The sequence below is a fragment of the Stenotrophomonas sp. DDT-1 genome, assembly GCF_001580555.1.
GTDB lineage: Bacteria > Pseudomonadota > Gammaproteobacteria > Xanthomonadales > Xanthomonadaceae > Stenotrophomonas > Stenotrophomonas sepilia.
On the sequence record NZ_LEKR01000016.1, the window covers coordinates 1 to 18,549 of the forward strand.

The 18,549-nt window shown below is 66.7% G+C and carries 14 protein-coding genes; 8 read left to right on the forward strand and 6 right to left on the reverse strand.

What is annotated here, in order from left to right; genetic code table 11:
- From AB839_RS21140 to AB839_RS10045, 7 genes are all read left to right on the forward strand, one after another.
- On the forward strand, positions 1 to 96 hold a 96-nt coding region (locus AB839_RS21140), incomplete at its 5' end, for an IS3 family transposase (protein WP_156476642.1).
- A 633-nt stretch (positions 97 to 729) separates the two neighbouring features.
- Positions 730 to 3,195, forward strand: coding sequence for a GH92 family glycosyl hydrolase (locus tag AB839_RS10020; RefSeq protein ID WP_061479245.1), 2,466 nt, complete (start codon positions 730 to 732; stop codon positions 3,193 to 3,195).
- A gap of 96 nt (positions 3,196 to 3,291) precedes the next feature.
- Positions 3,292 to 4,341, forward strand: a complete 1,050-nt coding sequence (locus AB839_RS10025; RefSeq protein WP_061479246.1) for a LacI family DNA-binding transcriptional regulator — start codon at positions 3,292 to 3,294, stop codon at positions 4,339 to 4,341.
- A 60-nt stretch (positions 4,342 to 4,401) separates the two neighbouring features.
- Positions 4,402 to 5,715, forward strand: a complete 1,314-nt coding sequence (fucP, locus tag AB839_RS10030; RefSeq protein ID WP_061479247.1) for an L-fucose:H+ symporter permease — start codon at positions 4,402 to 4,404, stop codon at positions 5,713 to 5,715.
- 7 nt (positions 5,716 to 5,722) lie between these two features.
- On the forward strand, positions 5,723 to 6,718 hold the full coding sequence (locus tag AB839_RS10035; protein ID WP_061479248.1) for a carbohydrate kinase: 996 nt from the start codon (positions 5,723 to 5,725) through the stop codon (positions 6,716 to 6,718).
- Positions 6,715 to 7,941 (forward strand): AGE family epimerase/isomerase, encoded by a 1,227-nt coding sequence (locus AB839_RS10040; protein WP_061479249.1) that lies wholly within the window; start codon positions 6,715 to 6,717, stop codon positions 7,939 to 7,941. The genes AB839_RS10035 and AB839_RS10040 overlap by 4 nt, the downstream gene beginning before the upstream one ends.
- A gap of 101 nt (positions 7,942 to 8,042) precedes the next feature.
- Complete coding sequence (locus tag AB839_RS10045) at positions 8,043 to 10,661, forward strand: glycoside hydrolase family 2 protein (protein WP_061479250.1); 2,619 nt, start codon at positions 8,043 to 8,045, stop codon at positions 10,659 to 10,661.
- A gap of 124 nt (positions 10,662 to 10,785) precedes the next feature.
- On the opposite strand, the gene mtnC is transcribed toward AB839_RS10045, so the two are convergent.
- From mtnC to AB839_RS10070, 5 genes are all read right to left on the reverse strand, one after another.
- The gene (gene mtnC / locus AB839_RS10050; RefSeq protein WP_061479251.1) at positions 10,786 to 11,481 is read right to left on the reverse strand and encodes an acireductone synthase; all 696 of its coding nucleotides are present in this window, start codon (positions 11,479 to 11,481) and stop codon (positions 10,786 to 10,788) included.
- Between the two features lie 3 nt (positions 11,482 to 11,484).
- Positions 11,485 to 12,042 carry an acireductone dioxygenase gene (locus AB839_RS10055; RefSeq protein WP_061479252.1) on the reverse strand — a complete coding sequence of 186 codons (558 nt, stop codon included), beginning with the start codon at positions 12,040 to 12,042 and terminating at the stop codon, positions 11,485 to 11,487.
- Positions 12,043 to 12,134: 92 nt separating this feature from the next.
- Positions 12,135 to 12,776 carry a methylthioribulose 1-phosphate dehydratase gene (locus AB839_RS10060; RefSeq protein WP_057497058.1) on the reverse strand — a complete coding sequence of 214 codons (642 nt, stop codon included), beginning with the start codon at positions 12,774 to 12,776 and terminating at the stop codon, positions 12,135 to 12,137.
- Positions 12,777 to 13,333: 557 nt separating this feature from the next.
- Positions 13,334 to 14,761, reverse strand: a complete 1,428-nt coding sequence (locus AB839_RS10065) for an amino acid permease (RefSeq protein ID WP_053500013.1) — start codon at positions 14,759 to 14,761, stop codon at positions 13,334 to 13,336.
- An 80-nt stretch (positions 14,762 to 14,841) separates the two neighbouring features.
- Positions 14,842 to 16,317 (reverse strand): amino acid permease, encoded by a 1,476-nt coding sequence (locus AB839_RS10070; RefSeq protein ID WP_005416354.1) that lies wholly within the window; start codon positions 16,315 to 16,317, stop codon positions 14,842 to 14,844.
- Between the two features lie 133 nt (positions 16,318 to 16,450).
- Here AB839_RS10070 and AB839_RS10075 point away from each other — a divergent pair, with 133 nt between their 5' ends.
- On the forward strand, positions 16,451 to 17,065 hold the full coding sequence (locus tag AB839_RS10075; protein ID WP_082783325.1) for an NUDIX hydrolase: 615 nt from the start codon (positions 16,451 to 16,453) through the stop codon (positions 17,063 to 17,065).
- A 94-nt stretch (positions 17,066 to 17,159) separates the two neighbouring features.
- On the opposite strand, the gene serA is transcribed toward AB839_RS10075, so the two are convergent.
- Positions 17,160 to 18,401, reverse strand: a complete 1,242-nt coding sequence (serA, locus tag AB839_RS10080) for a phosphoglycerate dehydrogenase (protein WP_061479254.1) — start codon at positions 18,399 to 18,401, stop codon at positions 17,160 to 17,162.
- Positions 18,402 to 18,549: the final 148 nt, after the last annotated feature.

Genomic DNA, 18,549 nt, shown 5'->3' on the forward strand with positions numbered 1-18,549 from the left:
GAGTACATCAAGTACTACAACCAAGAGCGAATCAGATTGAAATTGAAGGGGCTAAGCCCGGTAAAGTACCGGGAGCAGGCCCAAGCAGCCGCCTGACCCCACCGTCCAAGTCTCGGGGGTCACTTCAACCCCTGGGGGCTCGATGGCGCCATCCATGGCGCCAACGGTCCTGCCAGCCCACACCGCCCCGCCTTTGACAGTTTCCCGGTGACGGTTGGATGGGTCCTGGAATTGCGTGGGGTCATGGAGTCAGATCCGTTTTCCAACGGAAAACGGATCTGACTCCAATCGATTTCGTTATCCGACAGAGATTCATCCACGCATGGCGTGGATCTACAGATCGCGGGACTCTGTCGAAGGCGGGGTGGGTCCGGTTGCGGGGGCGTGAGCCGCATGGATGCGGCGACCGAGCTTACATGGACGTACTTGCAGCGTCCCCCGCAACCGGACCCACCCCGCCATCCCACGGACAGCCGGCTTTTGCTGTTGCTGTTGCTCCAGCTCGAAGCAGGTGCAGGGCGCAGCCCTGCCGAACACCCCCTCTCATGCTGCGCCGCAGAATGCATTCGGCCGAACCTGCATGCTCTACTTGAATCGATCTAAATTCACGGTCTGGTGGGTCGGGCGTCATTCCAGGGGAGCTCTCTGCAGGTCAGGGCAGGGCTCAGCGGAACGGTGCCGAACGCCCCCGGCCGTCTGCCTCCGCGTCATCGACTACAGGAACCCGACATGCGCCCAGTGCCGTCCGCTCCCGCCGTCCCATTGTCCTCGCGCCCGCTGGTGCGCCTGGCCTGCCTGCTCGCGCTGTCGTCAGTGCCAGTGCTGCTGCAGGCTGCCCCGGCAGCGCTGGAGCGCGAGGTCAACACCTTCATCGGCAGCAAGGACGACGGCAACACGTTCCCAGGTGCGTCGGCACCGTTCGGCCTGATCCAAGTCAGTCCGATCGGCAGCCACTACTCGGGCTGGCGCTATGACGACGAGAAGATTCGCGGGTTCGGCCACTCCTTCCTGTCCGGCGCAGGTTGCTGGGAACAGGGCGGGCAGGTGTCGGTGCTGCCGGTGACCGGCTCGATCGGTCCGGGCGGTGATTTCGATACCGGCAACGCCAAGCAGTTCGACCACAAGGCCTATGCCTCGGCTTACACCCACGATGGCGAGGTCGGCCAGGCCGGCTACTACAAGGTGCGCCTGACCAGCTACGGCGGCATCGATGCCGAGGCGACCGCACGTACCCGTGCCGCGGCCGAGCGCTACACCTTCAGCCAGCGCAGCGGCGATGGCCACGTCCTCGTCAATGTCGGCCAGGCCAACGAGCGCCATTCGGTGATCGGCAGCGTGGTCGATGTGGTCGGCGACCGCGTGGTGGAAGGCAAGCTGGTCACCAAGAGTTTCTGTGGCGGCCACCAGTACACCACCTGGTTCCGCATCGAGTTCGACCGTCCCTTCAAGGCGCATGGCACTTGGGGCGAGGGTGGTGGCCTGCCGGGCGCGCGCCACAGCATGGAAGGCGAGCAGAAGCCCAACGGCGCCTGGCTCAGTTTCGACCTGGCCAAGGGCCAGTCGGTGACGGCGGTCAGCGCGATCTCGCATGTGGACGCCGAAGGCGCGCGCACCAACCTGCGCGCAGAAGGCATGCAGAATGGGGCGCTGCTCGGCTTCGACCGCATGCGCGCGCTGTCCCAGCAGGCCTGGCGTGAGCAGTTGGGCCGGGTGCGCGTGCAGGGCGGCACCGCCGATGACCGCACCGTGTTCTACAGCGCGGTCTACCACGCGCTGCTGCAGCCGATGACCGGCAACGATGCCGATGGCCGCTACCGCGGCTATGACGATGGCATCCACCGTGCCGATGGCTGGACCTACTACGAGTACTTCTCGCTCTGGGACACCTACCGCGCGCAGAACCAGTGGCTGGCACTGACCCGCCCGGACGTGGCGCGCGACATCGGCCGCACCCTGCTGGCGATCAATGAGCAGATCGGTTGGCTGCCGCGTTGGGGCTATGCCAACTTCGAGACCAACATCATGACCGGCGATCCGGTCACGCCGTTCATGGTCGACCTGTGGCGCTTCGGCGCACTCAAGGGCCGTGAATCGCAAGCCTGGGATGCACTGCGCCGCAATGCCTTCGGCACGCCACCACTGAACTCGCGCATGGCCGGACGCTCCGGCAACCCGACCTACCTGGACAAGGGCTATGTGGCCTACGACCGCGCGTTCCCGTCCAAGGGCATGGACGTCGATCCGCACCACGGTGGTTCGGCCACGCTGGAGTACGCGCTGGCCGACTGCGCGCTCTCGCAGATGGCCGATGGCCTGGGCCATGCGCAGGATGCGGCGACACTCCGTGAGCGTGGCCGCAACTGGCGCAAGGTGTGGGACCCGCAGGTGCGGGATGCCGAGACCGGCTTCACCGGGTTCCCGCGCCCGCGCACCGAGGATGGCCAGTGGTACACCCCGTCCGACGGCCATTACAGCCCGCGTTCGCACCACGGATTCCATGAGGGCACGGCGTGGCAGTACCAGTGGCTGGCGCAGCAGGACGTGCCGGGCCTGGTCGAAGCGATGGACGGCCGCGAACAGGCGGGCCGCCGCCTCGATGCGTTCTTCGCGATGGACGCACTGCAGGCCGATCCGCTCAATGCCGCCCGCAAGGCGTGGGTGGTCGGGCCGTACAGCTACTACAACCAGTTCCGCTACAACCCCAACAACGAGCCGGACCTGCACTCGCCGTGGCTGTACACGCTGATCGGCCAGCCGTGGAAGACCGCCGCCGTGGTGCGTGCCGCGCAGCAGTTGTTCACCAATGCCCCCAATGGCGTGACCGGCAACGATGACCTCGGCACGATGTCGGCCTGGTACCTGTTCAGCGCCATCGGCGTGTACCCGGCGGTGCCGGGCAGCGGCCAGTTCCTGCTGCACACGCCGCGCTTCAGCAAGGTCGAAGTGGACATGGGCAATGGCCGGACCCTGCGCATCGACGCGCCGGGTGCCGATGGCCGCCGCCTGCAGTACGTGCAGGGTGTGCAGGTCGACGGCCAGCCGCATGCACCGGTGTGGCTGGACTGGGACCGGCTGCAGCAGGGCCCGCGCCTGCAGTTCGCACTCGACGCGAAGGCGCCGGAGCAGGGCTGGGGCACCGCGGTGAAGGACCTGCCGGTGTCCTGGTGCGCGGCACCGGGCAGCCAGCTGCGCTGAGCCGGACTGTGCCGTTCTCGCTGACCCAGCGAACGGCACGGCACGACACGGCCCTGATCCATTAGGCTTGAGCCTCCAGCGGAGTCCGGGAAGACGATGAACGACAACGGCAACAGTCCCAGCAAGCGCGCCGGCAAGGCGGTGACGGTGACCGACATCGCGCGCGCGATCGGCGTGTCACGGGCAACCGTGTCGCTGGTGCTGCGTGGCAGCCCGCTGGTCAATGTCGATACCCGGGCCAAGGTCGAGGCCGAACTGCGCCGCCAGCGCTACGTCTACAACCGCGCGGCGGCCAACCTGCGCCGGCGGACCTCGTCGAGCATCGCGCTGGTGATCAACGATCTTTCGAACCCGTTCTTCGCCGAGTTCGCATCGGGCGTGGACGAGGCGTTGGGTGGGCGTGGCTACGTGACCCTGCTCGGCAGCACGGGTGAATCGCCGGAGCGGCAGCAGGCGGTGCTGTCCACGCTGATGGAGCACACCCCGGCCGGCCTGATCCTGTCGCCGGCCGAGGGCAGCGATACCGCACAGCTGCGGCAGGCACTGGGTGCCAATGCCAACGTGCTGCTGTTCAACCGCGAACTGGCCGGGGCCGACTGGGACTTCCTGACCCTGGACAACCAGCACGGCGCCTATCTGGCCACGCGCCACCTGATCGAGCGCGGCCACCGCCAGATCGCCTTCTTCGGCGGCCACGCCGCATCCAGTTCCTGCCACCAGCGCCGTGCGGGTTTCCAGCAGGCGCTGGCCGAGGCCGGCCTGTCGCTGCCGCCGGGCTGGATGATCGAATCGGCGCCGAACCGGCTGGAAGCCGCTGCGCGCACCGATGAGCTGTTCGCCGATGGCCATCGCCCAAGTGCGGCGGTCTGCTACAACGACACCGTCGCGCTGGGCCTGATGCTGGGCTTGAACTCGCGCGGTATCCGTCCGGGCGGTGATTTTGCCGTGACCGGCTTCGACGATATTTCCGAGGCGTCGGTCGCGGTGCCGCCGTTGACCACGCTCACCGCCGACCCGCGCGAGCGTGGCCGCCAGGCTGCCGCGCTGCTGCTGCAGCGGCTGGACGAACCGGACGCGCCGCCACGGCGCACGGTCGCGCCGGTGCAGTTGCGCATCCGCGAAAGCAGCGCCGCACGACCGAACTGATTTCTTCCATATACCCCTTCCACGCAACAACGACCTTCCGCGCATCGAGGCGCGTACCGCATGCCGATCTCCGCAACGCCCCGTCCATCGGGTTCTTCGGGCAACGCACCCGCCGTCACCAACGGCAAGGCGTTGGCTGTCGTCACCACGATCTTCTTCATGTGGGGCTTCCTGACCTGCCTCAATGACATCCTGATCCCGCACCTGAAGGCGGTGTTCGAACTGAATTACGCCAAGGCGATGCTGGTGCAGTTCACCTTCTTCGGTACTTACTTCCTGATGTCGCTGCCGGCGGGCCGCCTGGTGGCGGCGCTGGGCTACAAGAAGGGCATCGTGGCTGGACTGGTGATCGCCGGCATTGGCGCGCTGGGCTTCTGGCCGGCGGCCGAGCTGCGCGTTTACGGCGCCTTCCTGGGTGCGTTGTTCGTACTGGCCACGGGCATCACCGTGCTGCAGGTCGCCGCCAACCCGTACGTTGCGCTGCTGGGCCCGGAACAGACCAGTTCCAGCCGCCTGACCCTGGCGCAGGCGCTGAACTCGCTGGGCACGGCCATCGCCCCGATTTTCGGCGGCATGCTGATCCTGTCCAACACGGTCAAGAGCGCTGACGACATCGCGGCGCTGCCGGCCGCCGAGCAGCTGGCCTACCGTGCCGCCGAGGCGCAGGCCGTGCAGGGACCGTACGTGGGCCTGGCCGTGGCGCTGGTGCTGCTGGCGCTGTTCGTGTTCCTGTTCCGCCTGCCGGCGCTGAGCGACGCCACCGAGCAGGCCGACCAGGGCCACCATCACAGCTACCTGGACGCGCTGCGCAAGCGCCACCTGCTGCTGGGCGTGCTGGGTATCTTCTTCTACGTCGGCGCTGAGGTTTCGATTGGCAGCTTCCTGGTCAACTACCTGTCGATGCCCAACATCGGTGGCTTCAACGAACAGGAAGCCACGCACTACGTGTCGGCCTACTGGACGATGGCGATGATCGGCCGCTTCGCGGGCTCCGCGCTGCTGGCGCGCTTCTCGCCCAGCCGCCTGCTGGCGATCTTCGCGCTGGTCAACGTGGCGCTGCTGGTCACGACCATGCTGAGCTCCGGCAACATCGCGCTGTACTCGGTGGTGGCGATCGGCCTGTTCAACTCGATCATGTTCCCGACCATCTTCGCGCTGAGCATCGAGCGCCTGGGGCCGCTGACCAACAAGGGCTCCAGCCTGCTGATCATGGCCATCGTCGGCGGTGCCGTGGTGCCGTACCTGCAGGGCGTCCTGGCCGACCACATCGGTGTGCAGGCCAGCTTCATCCTGCCGCTGCTGTGCTACGGCTACATCATTTTCTACGGACTGGTCGGCGCGCGTACGCCGGCCTCCGCAACGCAGGGAGGCTGAGTCCGGAATGGGTGCCATCGTTTGCTTCGGCGAAATTTTGATCGATCTACTAGCGCAGCCGCCGGCCTCGGCCGACACGCCGCGCGCCTTCCTGCAGTACGCCGGTGGTGCACCGGCCAACGTTGCCGTGGCGGCTGCACGGCTGGGCGCTAAGACCCAGTTCGTGGGCATGCTGGGCCGCGACATGTTCGGCGACTTCCTGGCCGACAGCCTGGTCGAGCACGGCGTGGGCACGGATTACATCGTGCGTACCGATGCGGCCAAGACCGCACTGGCCTTCGTCGCACTGGATGCCAGCGGCGAACGCAGCTTCAGCTTCTATCGTCCGCCTGCAGCCGACCTGCTGTTCCGTGACAGCGACTTCCAGGCCGCGTGCTTCGACAGCGCGCAGTGCTTCCACGTCTGCTCCAACAGCCTGACCGAGCCGGCCATCGCCGAGGCCACCTTCGCCGGCATGGCCCGTGCTCGCGCCGCCGGTGCGACGGTCAGCCTCGACCTCAATCTGCGTCCTGCGCTGTGGCCGGCGAACGAGGACCCGACACCGCGCCTGTGGCAGGCGCTGGAACGCGCCGACCTGGTCAAGCTGTCGCGCGAGGAGCTGGACTACCTGGCCGCGCCGCTGGGTGCCGATGGCGAGGCAGCGGTACTGCGGCGCCTGCTCGCTGCGCGCGCGCGCTGGGTGATCGTCACCGACGGTGCGGCCACGCTGCACTGGTACACGCGCGACAACCACGGCACGGTCACCAGCTTCCGCGTGGCTGCCGTCGATACCACCGCGGCCGGTGATGCCTTCGTCGGTGGCGTGCTGGTCGGCTTGCTGGAGCGCGGCGGCGCCGGTGCCGGTTTTGCCGCCTTCTGCCAGGACCCGGAGGCGATCACCGCCACGCTGCGCTTCGGCGCCGCGGTCGGCGCGCTGGCTGTTACCCGCAAGGGCGCGTTCGCCGCGATGCCCTCGCTCGATGAAGTGCAGCACCTGCTGCAGGCCCAGGACATTACCGCATGAGCACCTCCCCCGACTTCCGTTCGCCCGCGTTCCTGCGCGCGCATATCGCCGACACGATGGCGTTCTACCACCCGCGCTGCATCGACCCGAACGGTGGCTTCTTCCACTACTTCCGTGACGACGGCAGCATCTACGACGCCAACCATCGCCATCTGGTGAGCAGCACGCGTTTCGTCTTCAACTATGCGATGGCCTACCGCGAATTCGGCAACGTCGAATACCGTGAGGCAGTCGAGCACGGCGTGCGCTACCTGCGCGAGGTGCACCGCAACCCGGCCACCGGCGGTTACGCCTGGACCCTGCGCGATGGCAAGGTCGAGGACGACATGAACCACTGCTACGGCGTGGCGTTCGTGCTGTTGGCCTACAGCTGCGCACTGAAGGCCGGTCTCGAACAGGCCCGCGCATGGATGGACGAGACCTGGCAGCTGCTGGAAGCGCGCTTCTGGGAGCCGCAGCACGGCCTCTACAAGGACGAAGCCGATGGGCAGTGGAATTTCACCGGCTACCGTGGCCAGAACGCCAACATGCACATGTGCGAGGCGATGCTGGCCGCCTTCGAGGCCAGCGGCGAACAGCGCTATGTGGAGCGCGCGCTGCAGCTGGCCGACAACATGACCCGCCGCCAGGCCGCCAAGGCCGGTGGCCTGGTGTGGGAGCACTACGATTCCAACTGGGAGATCGACTGGGATTACAACCTGGATGACCCCAAGCACCTGTTCCGCCCGTGGGGCTTCCAGCCGGGCCACCAGACCGAATGGGCCAAGCTGCTGTTGATCCTGGACCGCCATGTGCAGGCCGATTGGCTGGTGCCGACCGCGCAGCACCTGTTCGACGTGGCCGTGGCGCGCAGCTGGGACGAGGCGCGGGGTGGCCTGTACTACGGTTTCGCGCCGGAGTCGCGCCGGCAGCCGGGCATGGATGGCGCCCCGATCGGTGGCGACAGTTTCGTCTGCGACGATGACAAGTATTTCTGGGTGCAGGCGGAGACGCTGGCGACCGCCGCACTGATGGCCAAGCGTACCGGCGACGACCGCTATTGGCAGTGGTATGAGCGTATCTGGGCGTATTCGTGGGAACACTTCGTCGATCACCGGTACGGCGCCTGGTTCCGCATCCTCGATGCCGACAATCGCAAGTACAGCGACGAGAAGAGCCCGGCCGGCAAGGTGGATTACCACACCATGGGTGCGTGCTACGAAGTGTTGAACGTCGTGCGTTGAGGTCTGCCGCGCTGCGCGCTCGCCGGACGTGGTCCGGCGCTACCGTGGCGTGTTGAATTGGTAGCGCCGGGCCAAGCCCGGCGGAATAACAGGAGCATCCCGTGCATCGCCTTCCCCTCGTTGTCCGCCTGCTCCTGCTGCTGATCGCGGCGTCCGCCTTCCCGGTCGCTGCCACGCCGCTGCAGGCACAGTGGGAGTTCCGTATGCTGCCCGGCGACGCGCAGGGCGCCGCTCACCCAGGTCTGCAGCAATGGCGGGCGGCGACGGTGCCGGGCAGCGTGCACACCGACCTGCTCGCTCACGAACTGATCCGTGATCCGTATGTCGGCGCACCAGAGGCCGAACTGCAATGGATCGGCCTGGCCGCCTGGGAGTACCGCGCCCGCTTCGACGTGGATGCGGCGACGCTGGCAAAGCCCAATGCCGAGCTGCGCTTCGACGGTCTGGATACCTACGCCGACGTCAGCCTCAACGGCAAGCCACTGCTGCGTGCGGACAACGCGCACCGGACCTGGCGCGCGCGCGTGAATGGGCGCCTGCGGGCCAGGGACAATGAACTGCAGATCGTGTTCCGTTCGCCGATCCGCACCCTGCTGCCGGGCGTGCAGGCAATGCCGCACAAGATCGCTGGCAACTACCCGTCGCCGTATGGCGATGAGCCGAAGGACGCGATGGTCGGCAACTTCGCGCGCAAGCCGGCCTACCACTTCGGCTGGGACTGGGGTCCGCGCTATGTCACCGCCGGCGTCTGGCGCGGAATCGATCTGCAGGCTTGGGACGCGCACCGCCTGACCGATCTTGCGGTGCGCACGCATGCATTGAGCACGGAGCAGGCGAAGCTGGCCGTGCTGCTGCAAGTGGAGCAGGGCGCGGCGGCGGGCTCGGCCGTGGTGACCGTGGATGTGCGCGATCCGCAGGGCCGCAACGTGGCCCAGGTGCAGCGCACGGTGCTGCTGAAGCCCGGCCAGAACAGCATCGAGGTTCCGGTTGAACTGGCCGATCCGCGGCGCTGGTGGCCAGTCGGCCACGGTGCGCAGGACCGCTACACGGTGCGGGCCCGCCTGGACCAAGGTGGCGCGCCGGAGCTGGTGCGCGAGCAGCGCATCGGCCTGCGCACGGTTGAACTGCGCCGCGAGGAAGACGGCAAGGGCGGGCAGGGCTTCGCTTTCGTCATCAACGGCGTGGAGATCTTTGCCAAGGGCGCCAACGTCATTCCGTTCGACGCCTTCCCCGCGCGCGTCGATGCCGCACGCCTGCGCCAGGTGCTGACGGCCGCGCGCGACGCCAACATGAACATGCTGCGCAACTGGGGCGGCGGCTACTACGAGGAGGACGCGTTCTTCGACATCGCCGACGAACTGGGCCTGCTGGTGTGGCAGGACTTCATGTTCGGCGGCGGCATGCAGCCGGGCTACGATCCGGCGTTTCGTGCCAACGTGGTGGCCGAAGCACGCGACAACGTGCGTCGTCTGCGCCATCACCCCAGCATCGTGCTGTGGTGTGGCAACAACGAAGAAGAAACTGCCTGGAAGGACTGGGGCCACGGCCGCGACCTGAGGGCGGCCGACCCGGCATTTGCGGCGAAGGTCTGGCAGGGCTACGTCGACCTGTTCGGCAACGACCTGCGCCAGGTTGTGGGCGAGGAGGGGCTGGGCGTGCCGTACTGGTCCAGCTCGCCCAGCAACGACCTTGACGAGAAGGCCAACGATTCAACGCGTGGCGACAAGCACTACTGGCAGGTCTGGGGCAATCCGGCGCTGCCGGTGCAGGCCTACCTGCGTGAGACGCCGCGCTTCATGTCCGAGTACGGGCTACAGGCGTGGCCGTCGGTGGCGACGGTGGACCAGATCGCCACCCGCGCCGAACAGCGCATCGACAGCCCGGTGATCCGCGCGCACCAGAAATTCATGGCCGGCGAGGGCAACAGCCGCCTGCTGCACTACATCGAACTGGGTTACGGCACGCCGAAGGACTTCGAGGACTTCGTCTATCTCAGCCAAGTGATGCAGGCCGATGGCATCGCACTGGCGGCGCTGCATCATCGCGCCTCGCGGCCATACACGATGGGTTCGCTGTACTGGCAGCTCAACGATGTCTGGCCCGGCGCCTCGTGGTCCAGCGTGGACTATTTCGGCCGCTGGAAGGCGCTGCACTTCGCCGCGCGGCGTTTCTTCGCGCCAGTGACGGTGGCAGCGCTGCGCGACGAGGGCAGCACGCGGGTGCGCCTGATCAACGACGGTGCCGCACTGGATGCGCGCTGGCGTCTGCGGGTGATGGACGTGGAGGGGAAGGTGCTGCGTCGTCGCGAGGAAACGGTGACGTTGGCGGCGGCGGGTGTCACGCCGATGGGCGATTTCAGCGATGCAGAGCTGCTGGCCGGTGCCGACCCGATGCGTACGGTGGCGGTGTTCGAGTTGCTGCAGGACGGCAACGTGAGTGCGCGGCAGGTGGTCGGTTTCGTTGAAGCCAAGGACCAGGTGTTGCCGCGGCAGAAACTCAAGGCCACGTTGTCCATCGAAGGGGACCACTATCGTCTGCGGCTGGAAAGCGCGGCGTACGTGCGCGCGGCGTGGATCGACTTCGGCGCGCTGGATGTGCAGGTCGAAGACAACCTGCTGGACCAGCTGCCGGGTGAAACCCGCGATATCGCGGTGCGCGGCCCGGTGGATCTGGTTACCCTGCGCGAAGCGCTGCAGGTGAAGACCCTCAACGACCGTTGAGGGGTATCCCGCTTTGGTAGGTGCCAACCTTGGTTGGCACCCCCGGAACATGCCAACCAAGGTTGGCATCTACCAGAAGCGGAGCCGGGTAGGTGCGGACCGTTGGTCCGCACACCTTTCTTTTTTACAGCTGGATCTGCTGGAAATTCTCGACCCGTTCGTGGCCGTTGGCGGCCTGGCCGGTACGCGGCATCGGGTAATCATCCAGGCGATCGATCAGGCGGGTCTGCAGCCCGGCTTCGCGGGCGGCATCCAGTTCTTCCACCACATCGGACAGGAACAGGATCTCGCCGGCCGGTACGCCGATGGCCTGCACGATGCGCCGGTAGCTGTCGGCCTCGCGCTTGCCGCCGACTTCGGTGTCGAACCAGCCCGACACCAGCGGGCTGAGGTCGCCGGCGTCGCTGAAGCCGAAGAACAGCTTCTGCGCCGGCACCGAACCGGAGGAGTACACGTACAGCGGCAGGCCGGAAGCGTGCCAGCCCTTCAGCACCGGCGCTACTTCCGGGTAGAAGTGCGCGGTGTAGTCGCCACGGCGGTAGCCTTCGTCCCAGATCAGTCCCTGCAGCGCCTTCAGTGCGGTGTGCTTGCGGTCCTGGTCGATCCAGCCCTGCAGCGTCTCGGCCACGAGGCTGTCCTGGCAGGCACCGCCGATCTCGGTAGCCACCGCATCCAGCCAGCGGCGGACGTCCGGCTGCTGGCCATGCTCGGCGACAAACGCGGGCAACGCCTTGCGCGCATAGGGGAACAGCACGTTCTTGACGAACGAGATGCTGCTGGTGGTGCCTTCGATGTCGGTCAGGATGACGCGGGCTTGCATGGATCAGGACGCCTGGGTGGGTACGTAACGAGGGAACTTCTGCGCGATGTCGGTGCCGGTGAAGTGACCGACCCAGCCGTCCGGCTCGGTGAAGAAGCGGATCGCCACGAAGCTGGGTTCCTCGCCCATGTCGAACCAGTGGGTGGTGCCATCGGGCACGGCGATCAGGTCGTCCTTCACGCACTCGATCTCATAGACCTTGTCACCCACGTGCAGGGTGAACAGGCCGGAGCCGGCGACGAAGAAGCGCACTTCGTCTTCCTTGTGGAAGTGCTCGTCGAGGAACTTCCTGCGCAGCTCGGCGCGATTCGGGTTGTCCGGGGCGATCGAGGCTACGTCCACGCTCTTGAAGCCGCGCTCGGCGACCAGGCGGTCGATGTCAGCGCGGTAGGCGGCGAATACTTCCTCCTGGCTGGCGCCCGGTGCGACGGGCGCGGTGGCCTGCCAGCGCTCGAAGGTGACGCCGATCTTCTGCAGCTCGGCAGTGATGACCGCGCCGTCCTGGGTGTCCAGCAGCGGCGAATCGGGGCGGGTGTCGTCGTAGATGCGCAGTCGGCTCATGGCGGCAGCTTGAACGTCTCGGGGGGGAGACAGGGTAGCAGGGTGGGTGTAGGGCGCAGATTCCGGATCGGCATCTGCACCTGCGCGCCGGTTCAGCCGCGCAGCCTGCGCAGCTCCAGTTCGCAGTGGAACAGGAACTCGAACGCTTCCAGGTGGCGGCGTGCCTCGGCCATGTCGCGGCCCCAGGCGTACAGGCCGTGGCCATCGATCAGATAGCCCCACAGGTTCTGCCGGTCGAGCAGGTCATCGACCTGCTTCGACAGCACGTTCATGTCCTGGGTGTTGGCGAACACCGGCACATCGATGGCCATTTCGTGGGTACTGTTGCCGGCGAAGGCCTTCAACAGCTCGTAGCCTTCCAGGCGGATATGACCCTGCGGCGCGTACAGGCGCGAGGCGATGGTCTGCACCGGAGAGTGCGTATGCAGCACGCAGCCGACCTCCGGGAAGCGGCGGTACAACTGGGTGTGCAGCAGGGTCTCGGCGGACGGGCGCAGCGGACGGCCGACGGCCTGGCCGTCGAAGTCCACCACCATGATGTCGTCCTCGATCAGGCGGCCCTTGTCCTTGCCGGACACCGTGATCGCCGCGTGGCGATCGTCCAGGCGGTGGGAGAAGTTGCTGCTGGTGGCCGGCGTCCAGCCGGCGTGGGCCAGTTCGCGGACGTTGTCGATCAGCAGCTGGGCCAGTTCGCTCAGGCGCGCGGTGTCGTAGGGGAAGGTGGGGGCGTTCATGCCGACGATTTTACTGGATTCGGCCAACGGCTGAGCCCCTTGTGGCGGGTCGTGTAGAGCGGTTCATGGGTGGGGGGGGGCGGGTGGGCCGTGCAGGGGACGCTGCAAGTACCTCCCTGTAAGCTCGGTCGCCGCATCCATGCGGCTCACGCCCCTGCACGGCCTACCCGCCCCGCCTCGGACAGGTTCCGGCGTGCGGCCGGCCACGGAGTGAAGAAGGAAAAGCGAAAGCGGGTCGCTTCGCTGCGCTTGCTCGGAGCGGAGCATGGCTCCGCTCTACAGAATCATCCATTCCGGAACATTCGTTCATGAGAACGTTTCATCCACGCATGGCGTGGATCCACCGGACGCACCGGGATACTGTCAGGGGCGGGGAGGCATGGGTTCGCGGGGGTGTCCGCGGCATGGATGCCGCGGCCAAGCCTCCAGGGATGGATTCACGGCGTCCCCCGCGAACCCATGCCTCCCCGCCAAGCCCTCAGCCCAGCTGTTGCCGTTGCCGTTGCTCCGGCTTCAAAGGCGGGTGCAGGGCCGCAGGCCCTGCAATGCAGAAAACCTCACTTACCCCGCAGACGGCTGTGCCTGAAGCCGTAGCAGAAATAGATCACGAAACCGACGAAGGTCCAGACGCCCATCAGCATCCAGTTGTGCATCGTCATCGCCGACAGCAGCGCCAGGCAGCTCAGCACGCCCAGGCTGCAGATCAGCCACGCCATCGGCATGCGGAACGGGCGCGGCAGGTCCGGCTGGGTGCGGCGCAGGATCAGCACGCCGGCACACACCGCCGCGAACGCGATCAGCGTGCCCATCGAGGTCAGCTCGCCAAGGATGTCCAGCGGGAACAGCGCCGCCAGCAGCGCGATGCCGATGCCGGTGATCACCGTGTTGATGTGCGGGGTGCGGTATTTGGGGTGGATCCTGGTGAAAACCGGCGGCAGCAGGCCGTCGCGGCCCATGATCATGAAGATGCGCGGCTGGCCGATGATCATCACCAGTACCACCGAGGACAGGCCGACCAGCGCGCCGACCTCGACCACCCAGCGCAGCCAGCCCAGCTGCGGATGCGCCGCGACCGCGGTCACCACCGGCTCGTCGGTGCCCAGCAGCTGGAATGGCACTAGGCCGGTCATCACCGCCGCCATCGCGATGTAGAGCACGGTGCAGACCACCAGCGACAGCATCATGCCGATCGGCATGTCGCGCTGCGGATTCTTCGATTCCTGCGCCGCCACCGACACCGCCTCGAAGCCGATGTAGGCGAAGAACACCATCGCCGCGCCACGCAGCACGCCTTCCATGCCGTACTTGCCGGGGCCTTCGTTGGCGGGAATGAACGGGGTCCAGTTGCTGGTGTCCACATACTTCCAGCCGACCACGATGACCAGCAGGATCAGGCCGGTCTTGAGCACGACCATCGCCATGTTCATCGCCGATGACTTGCTGATGCCGACGTAGCACAGCCAGGTCAGCAGCAGTACCAGCGCAGCGGCTGGCAGGTTGGCGATCGCGCCGGTGGGGCGCAGCTGTGCATCGAGTGGCGCACTGACCAGCGCCGCCGGTAGATGAATGTCGAACTGGCTGAGCAGGCTGAGGAAATAGCCGGTCCAGCTGACCGCCACCGCCGACGCAGAGACGCCGTACTCGAGCACCAGCATCCAGCCGATGAACCAGGCCGACAGTTCGCCGAAGGTGGCATAGGTGTAGGTATAGGCGCTGCCAGAGACCGGCACCATCGAGGCGAACTCGGCGTAGGCCAGCGCGCAGAAGGCGCAGCAGATGGCGGCCAGCACGAACGACAGCATGATCGCGGGGCCGGCGTGGTTGGCGGCGGCCTGGCCGGTGATGACGAAGATGCCGCCGCCAATCACGGCACCGATGCCGAGGGCGGTCAGGCCCCAGGGGCCGAGGTGGCGGCGCAGGCTCAGGCCGTTGGCGTCTTCGTGGGCGGCATGCGGGTGCTTGGTGGCCCACAGTTGCTTGAACATGTCTGGTGGTCTTGTCGAAGCGCGCCATGTCTGGCGCGGGGAAAACGGACGGGCCGGCACAGGGCCGGCCCGTAGGCGGATCAGGGTGACTTGGCCAGCTTGCTGTTGCGCATGCCATAGCCGAGATAGATCAGCATGCCCAGCACGGTCCAGCCGACGAACAGGTGCCAGTGCACCACGAACGCCTGCCAGAACAGGAACAGGCAGGCCGCAGCGCCAAGCGGGCAGATGATCCACACCGCTGGCACGCGGAACGGGCGGTGGATCTCCGGCTTGGTATAGCGCAGCACCAGCACGCCGATGCAGACCGTGGCGAAGGCCAACAGGGTGCCCATCGACACCAGTTCGCCCAGCACGTTCAGCGGCACCAGGCCGGCCAGTGCGGCGGCGATCACCCCGACCACGATCGTGGCCCAATAGGGGGTGCGGAAACGAGCGTGGACCTTGCCGAAGAACTTCGGCAGCAGGCCGTCGCGGGAAATGGTGTAGGCGATGCGGGTCTGGCCCATCATCATCACCAGCACCACCGAGGACAGGCCGGCGATGGCGCCGATCTCGACCAGGGTCTTCAGCCAGGACAGGGTCGGGTAGGGCTCCAGCGCGGTCGCCACCGGCTTGTCGGTGCCCAGCAGGTGGTACGGCATCATGCCGGTCAGCACCGCGCAGACGATGATATAGACGATGGTGCACACGGCCAGCGAGCCGAGCAGGCCGATCGGCATGTTGCGCTGCGGGTCCTTGGTTTCGCCGGCGGCGGTGGAGACCGCATCGAAACCAATGTAGGCGAAGAACACGATGGTGGCCGCGCGGAAGATGCCGCTCCAGCCGAACTCACCCGGCACGCCGGTGTTTTCCGGAATGAAGGGCTGCCAGTTGGCCGGGTCGATGTGGGCCGCGCCGATGCCGATGAACAGGCAGATGACGGTGACCTTGATCGCCACGATGATGGCGTTGACGAACGCCGACTGGGTCACGCCCACGTACAGCAGGCCGGACACCGCCGCCACGATCAGCACCGCCGGCAGGTTGAACAGTTTGCCGGAAGAGACGAACTCGCTGCCGGTCCAGGCGATGGGTGCGGCGCTGAGCAGGTCCGGGAAGGGCATGTGCAGCGTGGTGGTGATGAAGCTGATCAGGTAGGCCGACCAGCCCACCGCGACCGACGCCGAGGCGAACAGGTACTCCAGCACCAGGCACCAGCCGATGAACCAGGCCATGCCTTCGCCGAGGGTGGCATACGAATAGGAGTAGGCACTGCCGGAGACCGGCATCATCGCCGCGAACTCGGCGTAGCACAGGCCCGCCAGGGCACAGGCGAAACCGGCCAGCACGAACGACAGCATCACCGCCGGGCCGGCGTGGTTGGCCGCGGCCTGGCCGGTCAGCACGAAGATACCAGCGCCGATCACCGCACCCACGCCAAGCAGGATGAGGTGTTTAGCCGTGAGGGTCCGTTTCAGCGTGGCTTCGCCGTCCAGGCTGCCTTCGATGGGTTCGCCGGCATCGACGTGCCCGGCCGGCTGGACCGGCTTGACCCTCAACAGAGCTTTCAGCATGCAGTACTTCCTAGTGATCGGATGGGGTGGGCCGCCGATACGTTGCCGGCAACCTTGGAATGGTGAAGGCCGCGCGAACGGCCCGCTGTACCTTAGCCAAAGCTGAAGCCAACGCACAAGCGCAATCGCAACAATGAACGGCGATAATGAGCAGTATTTTTCCGAACCGCCCCCATTCATGCGCCAGACCGCCGAAACCCTTGCCGTGCTTGACGATCGCCTGCGTGGCCTGTTGCGTGACTATGCCCGCCGCGAGCCCGCCCACGACGCACTGGCTGCCGAATTCGGCACATTGCTGGACGATCCAGAAGATCCGTTCCGTCGCGAACGGCTGGCCGGGCATTTCACCGCCAGCTGCTGGCTGGTCAGTGCCGACGGCCAGCGCCTGCTGCTCACCCATCACCGAAAGCTGCAGCGCTGGCTGCAGCTGGGCGGTCACGCCGACGGCGACCGTGATCTGGCGCAGGTGGCGCTGAAGGAAGCCGAGGAGGAGTCCGGCCTGAGCGGCCTGGTGCTGGAAGACCCGGCCATCTTCGATCTGGACAAGCACTGGATTCCCGAGCGCAAGGACGTGCCGGGGCACTGGCACTACGACGTGCGTTTCGTGATCCGGGCGCTGGGGGGAGAGGCCTTCGTGCTCAGCGAGGAATCGCTGGACCTGGCCTGGCGGCCGGTGACCGAAGTCGCGGCCGACCCCGAATCGGATGAATGCATGCAGCGCATGGCGCGCCGGTGGTTGGCGCGCTAGCAACCTGTAGAGCCGAGCCGATGCTCGGCTCGATGCAGGCCGGAACCGCAGCCGAGCAAGGGCTCGGCTCTACACGTGCAAGGCGGGACGCGCGTCAATACAGGATGCGCGTACGCAACGTCCCTGGAATGGCGGCCAGTTCGTCGCGGACGGCGGCGGCCTGTGCCTCGCTGGCGGTGATGTCGATCACCACGTAACCCACCTTCGGGTCGGTGCGCAGGAACTGGCCGTCGATGTTGACGTTGTGGCGCGAGAAGATCTCGTTGACCTTGGACAGCACGCCCGGCACGTTCTGGTGGATGTGCAGCAGGCGCAGGCTGTCTTCGTGTTCGGGCAGGGTCACTTCCGGGAAGTTGACCGCCGACAGGGTGCTGCCGTTGTCGCTGTAGCGCACCAGCTTGGCCGCCACTTCCACGCCGATGTTGTCCTGCGCTTCCAGCGTGCTGCCGCCCACGTGCGGGGTCAGGATCACGTTGTCGTGGCGGGTCAGCGGCGACTCGAAGATATCGCCGTTGCCCTTCGGTTCAACCGGGAACACGTCCAGCGCGGCACCACCGACGTGGCCGCTGGCCAGCGCCGCGTCCAGCGCATCGATGTCGACCACGGTGCCGCGCGCGGCGTTGATCAGGTGCGCGCCCTTGCGCATCCTCGCCAGCTCGGTGCTGCCGATCATCCACTGCGTGGCCGGCGTCTCCGGCACGTGCAGGGTGACGATGTCGGCGCGTGCCAGCAGGTCGTCCAGGCTGGCCGCTGCACGGGCATTACCCAGTGCCAGCTTGGTTTCCACGTCGTGGAAGATCACCTGCATGCCCAGCGATTCGGCGAGCACGCCGACCTGGGTGCCGATGTGGCCATAACCGATGATGCCCAGCGTCTTGCCGCGCACTTCATGGCTGCCGCTGGCTGACTTCGACCAGCCGCCGCGATGGCATTCGGCGTTCTTCTGCGGGATGCCGCGGGTCAGCATGATCGCCTCGGCGATCACCAGCTCGGCCACGCTGCGGGTGTTGGAATAGGGCGCATTGAACACCGGGATGCCGGCCAGTTCGGCCGCATCCAGGTCGACCTGGTTGGTGCCGATGCAGAAGCAGCCCACCGCGATCAGGCGCTTGGCCTCGGCCAGCACCTCGGCGCTGAGCTGGGTGCGCGAACGGATGCCGACAATATGTGCCTCGGCGATGCGCGCCTTCAATTCGTCCTCGGGCAGCGCCTTGGTGTGCGCTTCGATCTGGCTGTAGCCGGCGGCGCTGAACACCTCCACGGCGGTCTGGCTGACCCCCTCCAGCAACAGCACGCGGATATCCTGCTTCGGGAACGAGGTCTTCTTCGGCGACATGAGGCAACACGGCCAGTGGGACAGGGGCTGACCACTATGCCAGATCGAAGCCCCCATGGTGCAGTGCGCAATTGGTTGCATCCGTAGCTATCGGCCCGGCTGCGGGGCTGGACGCTGGCGCGTGCCGCTGGCACGCTTGCCCGTTCTT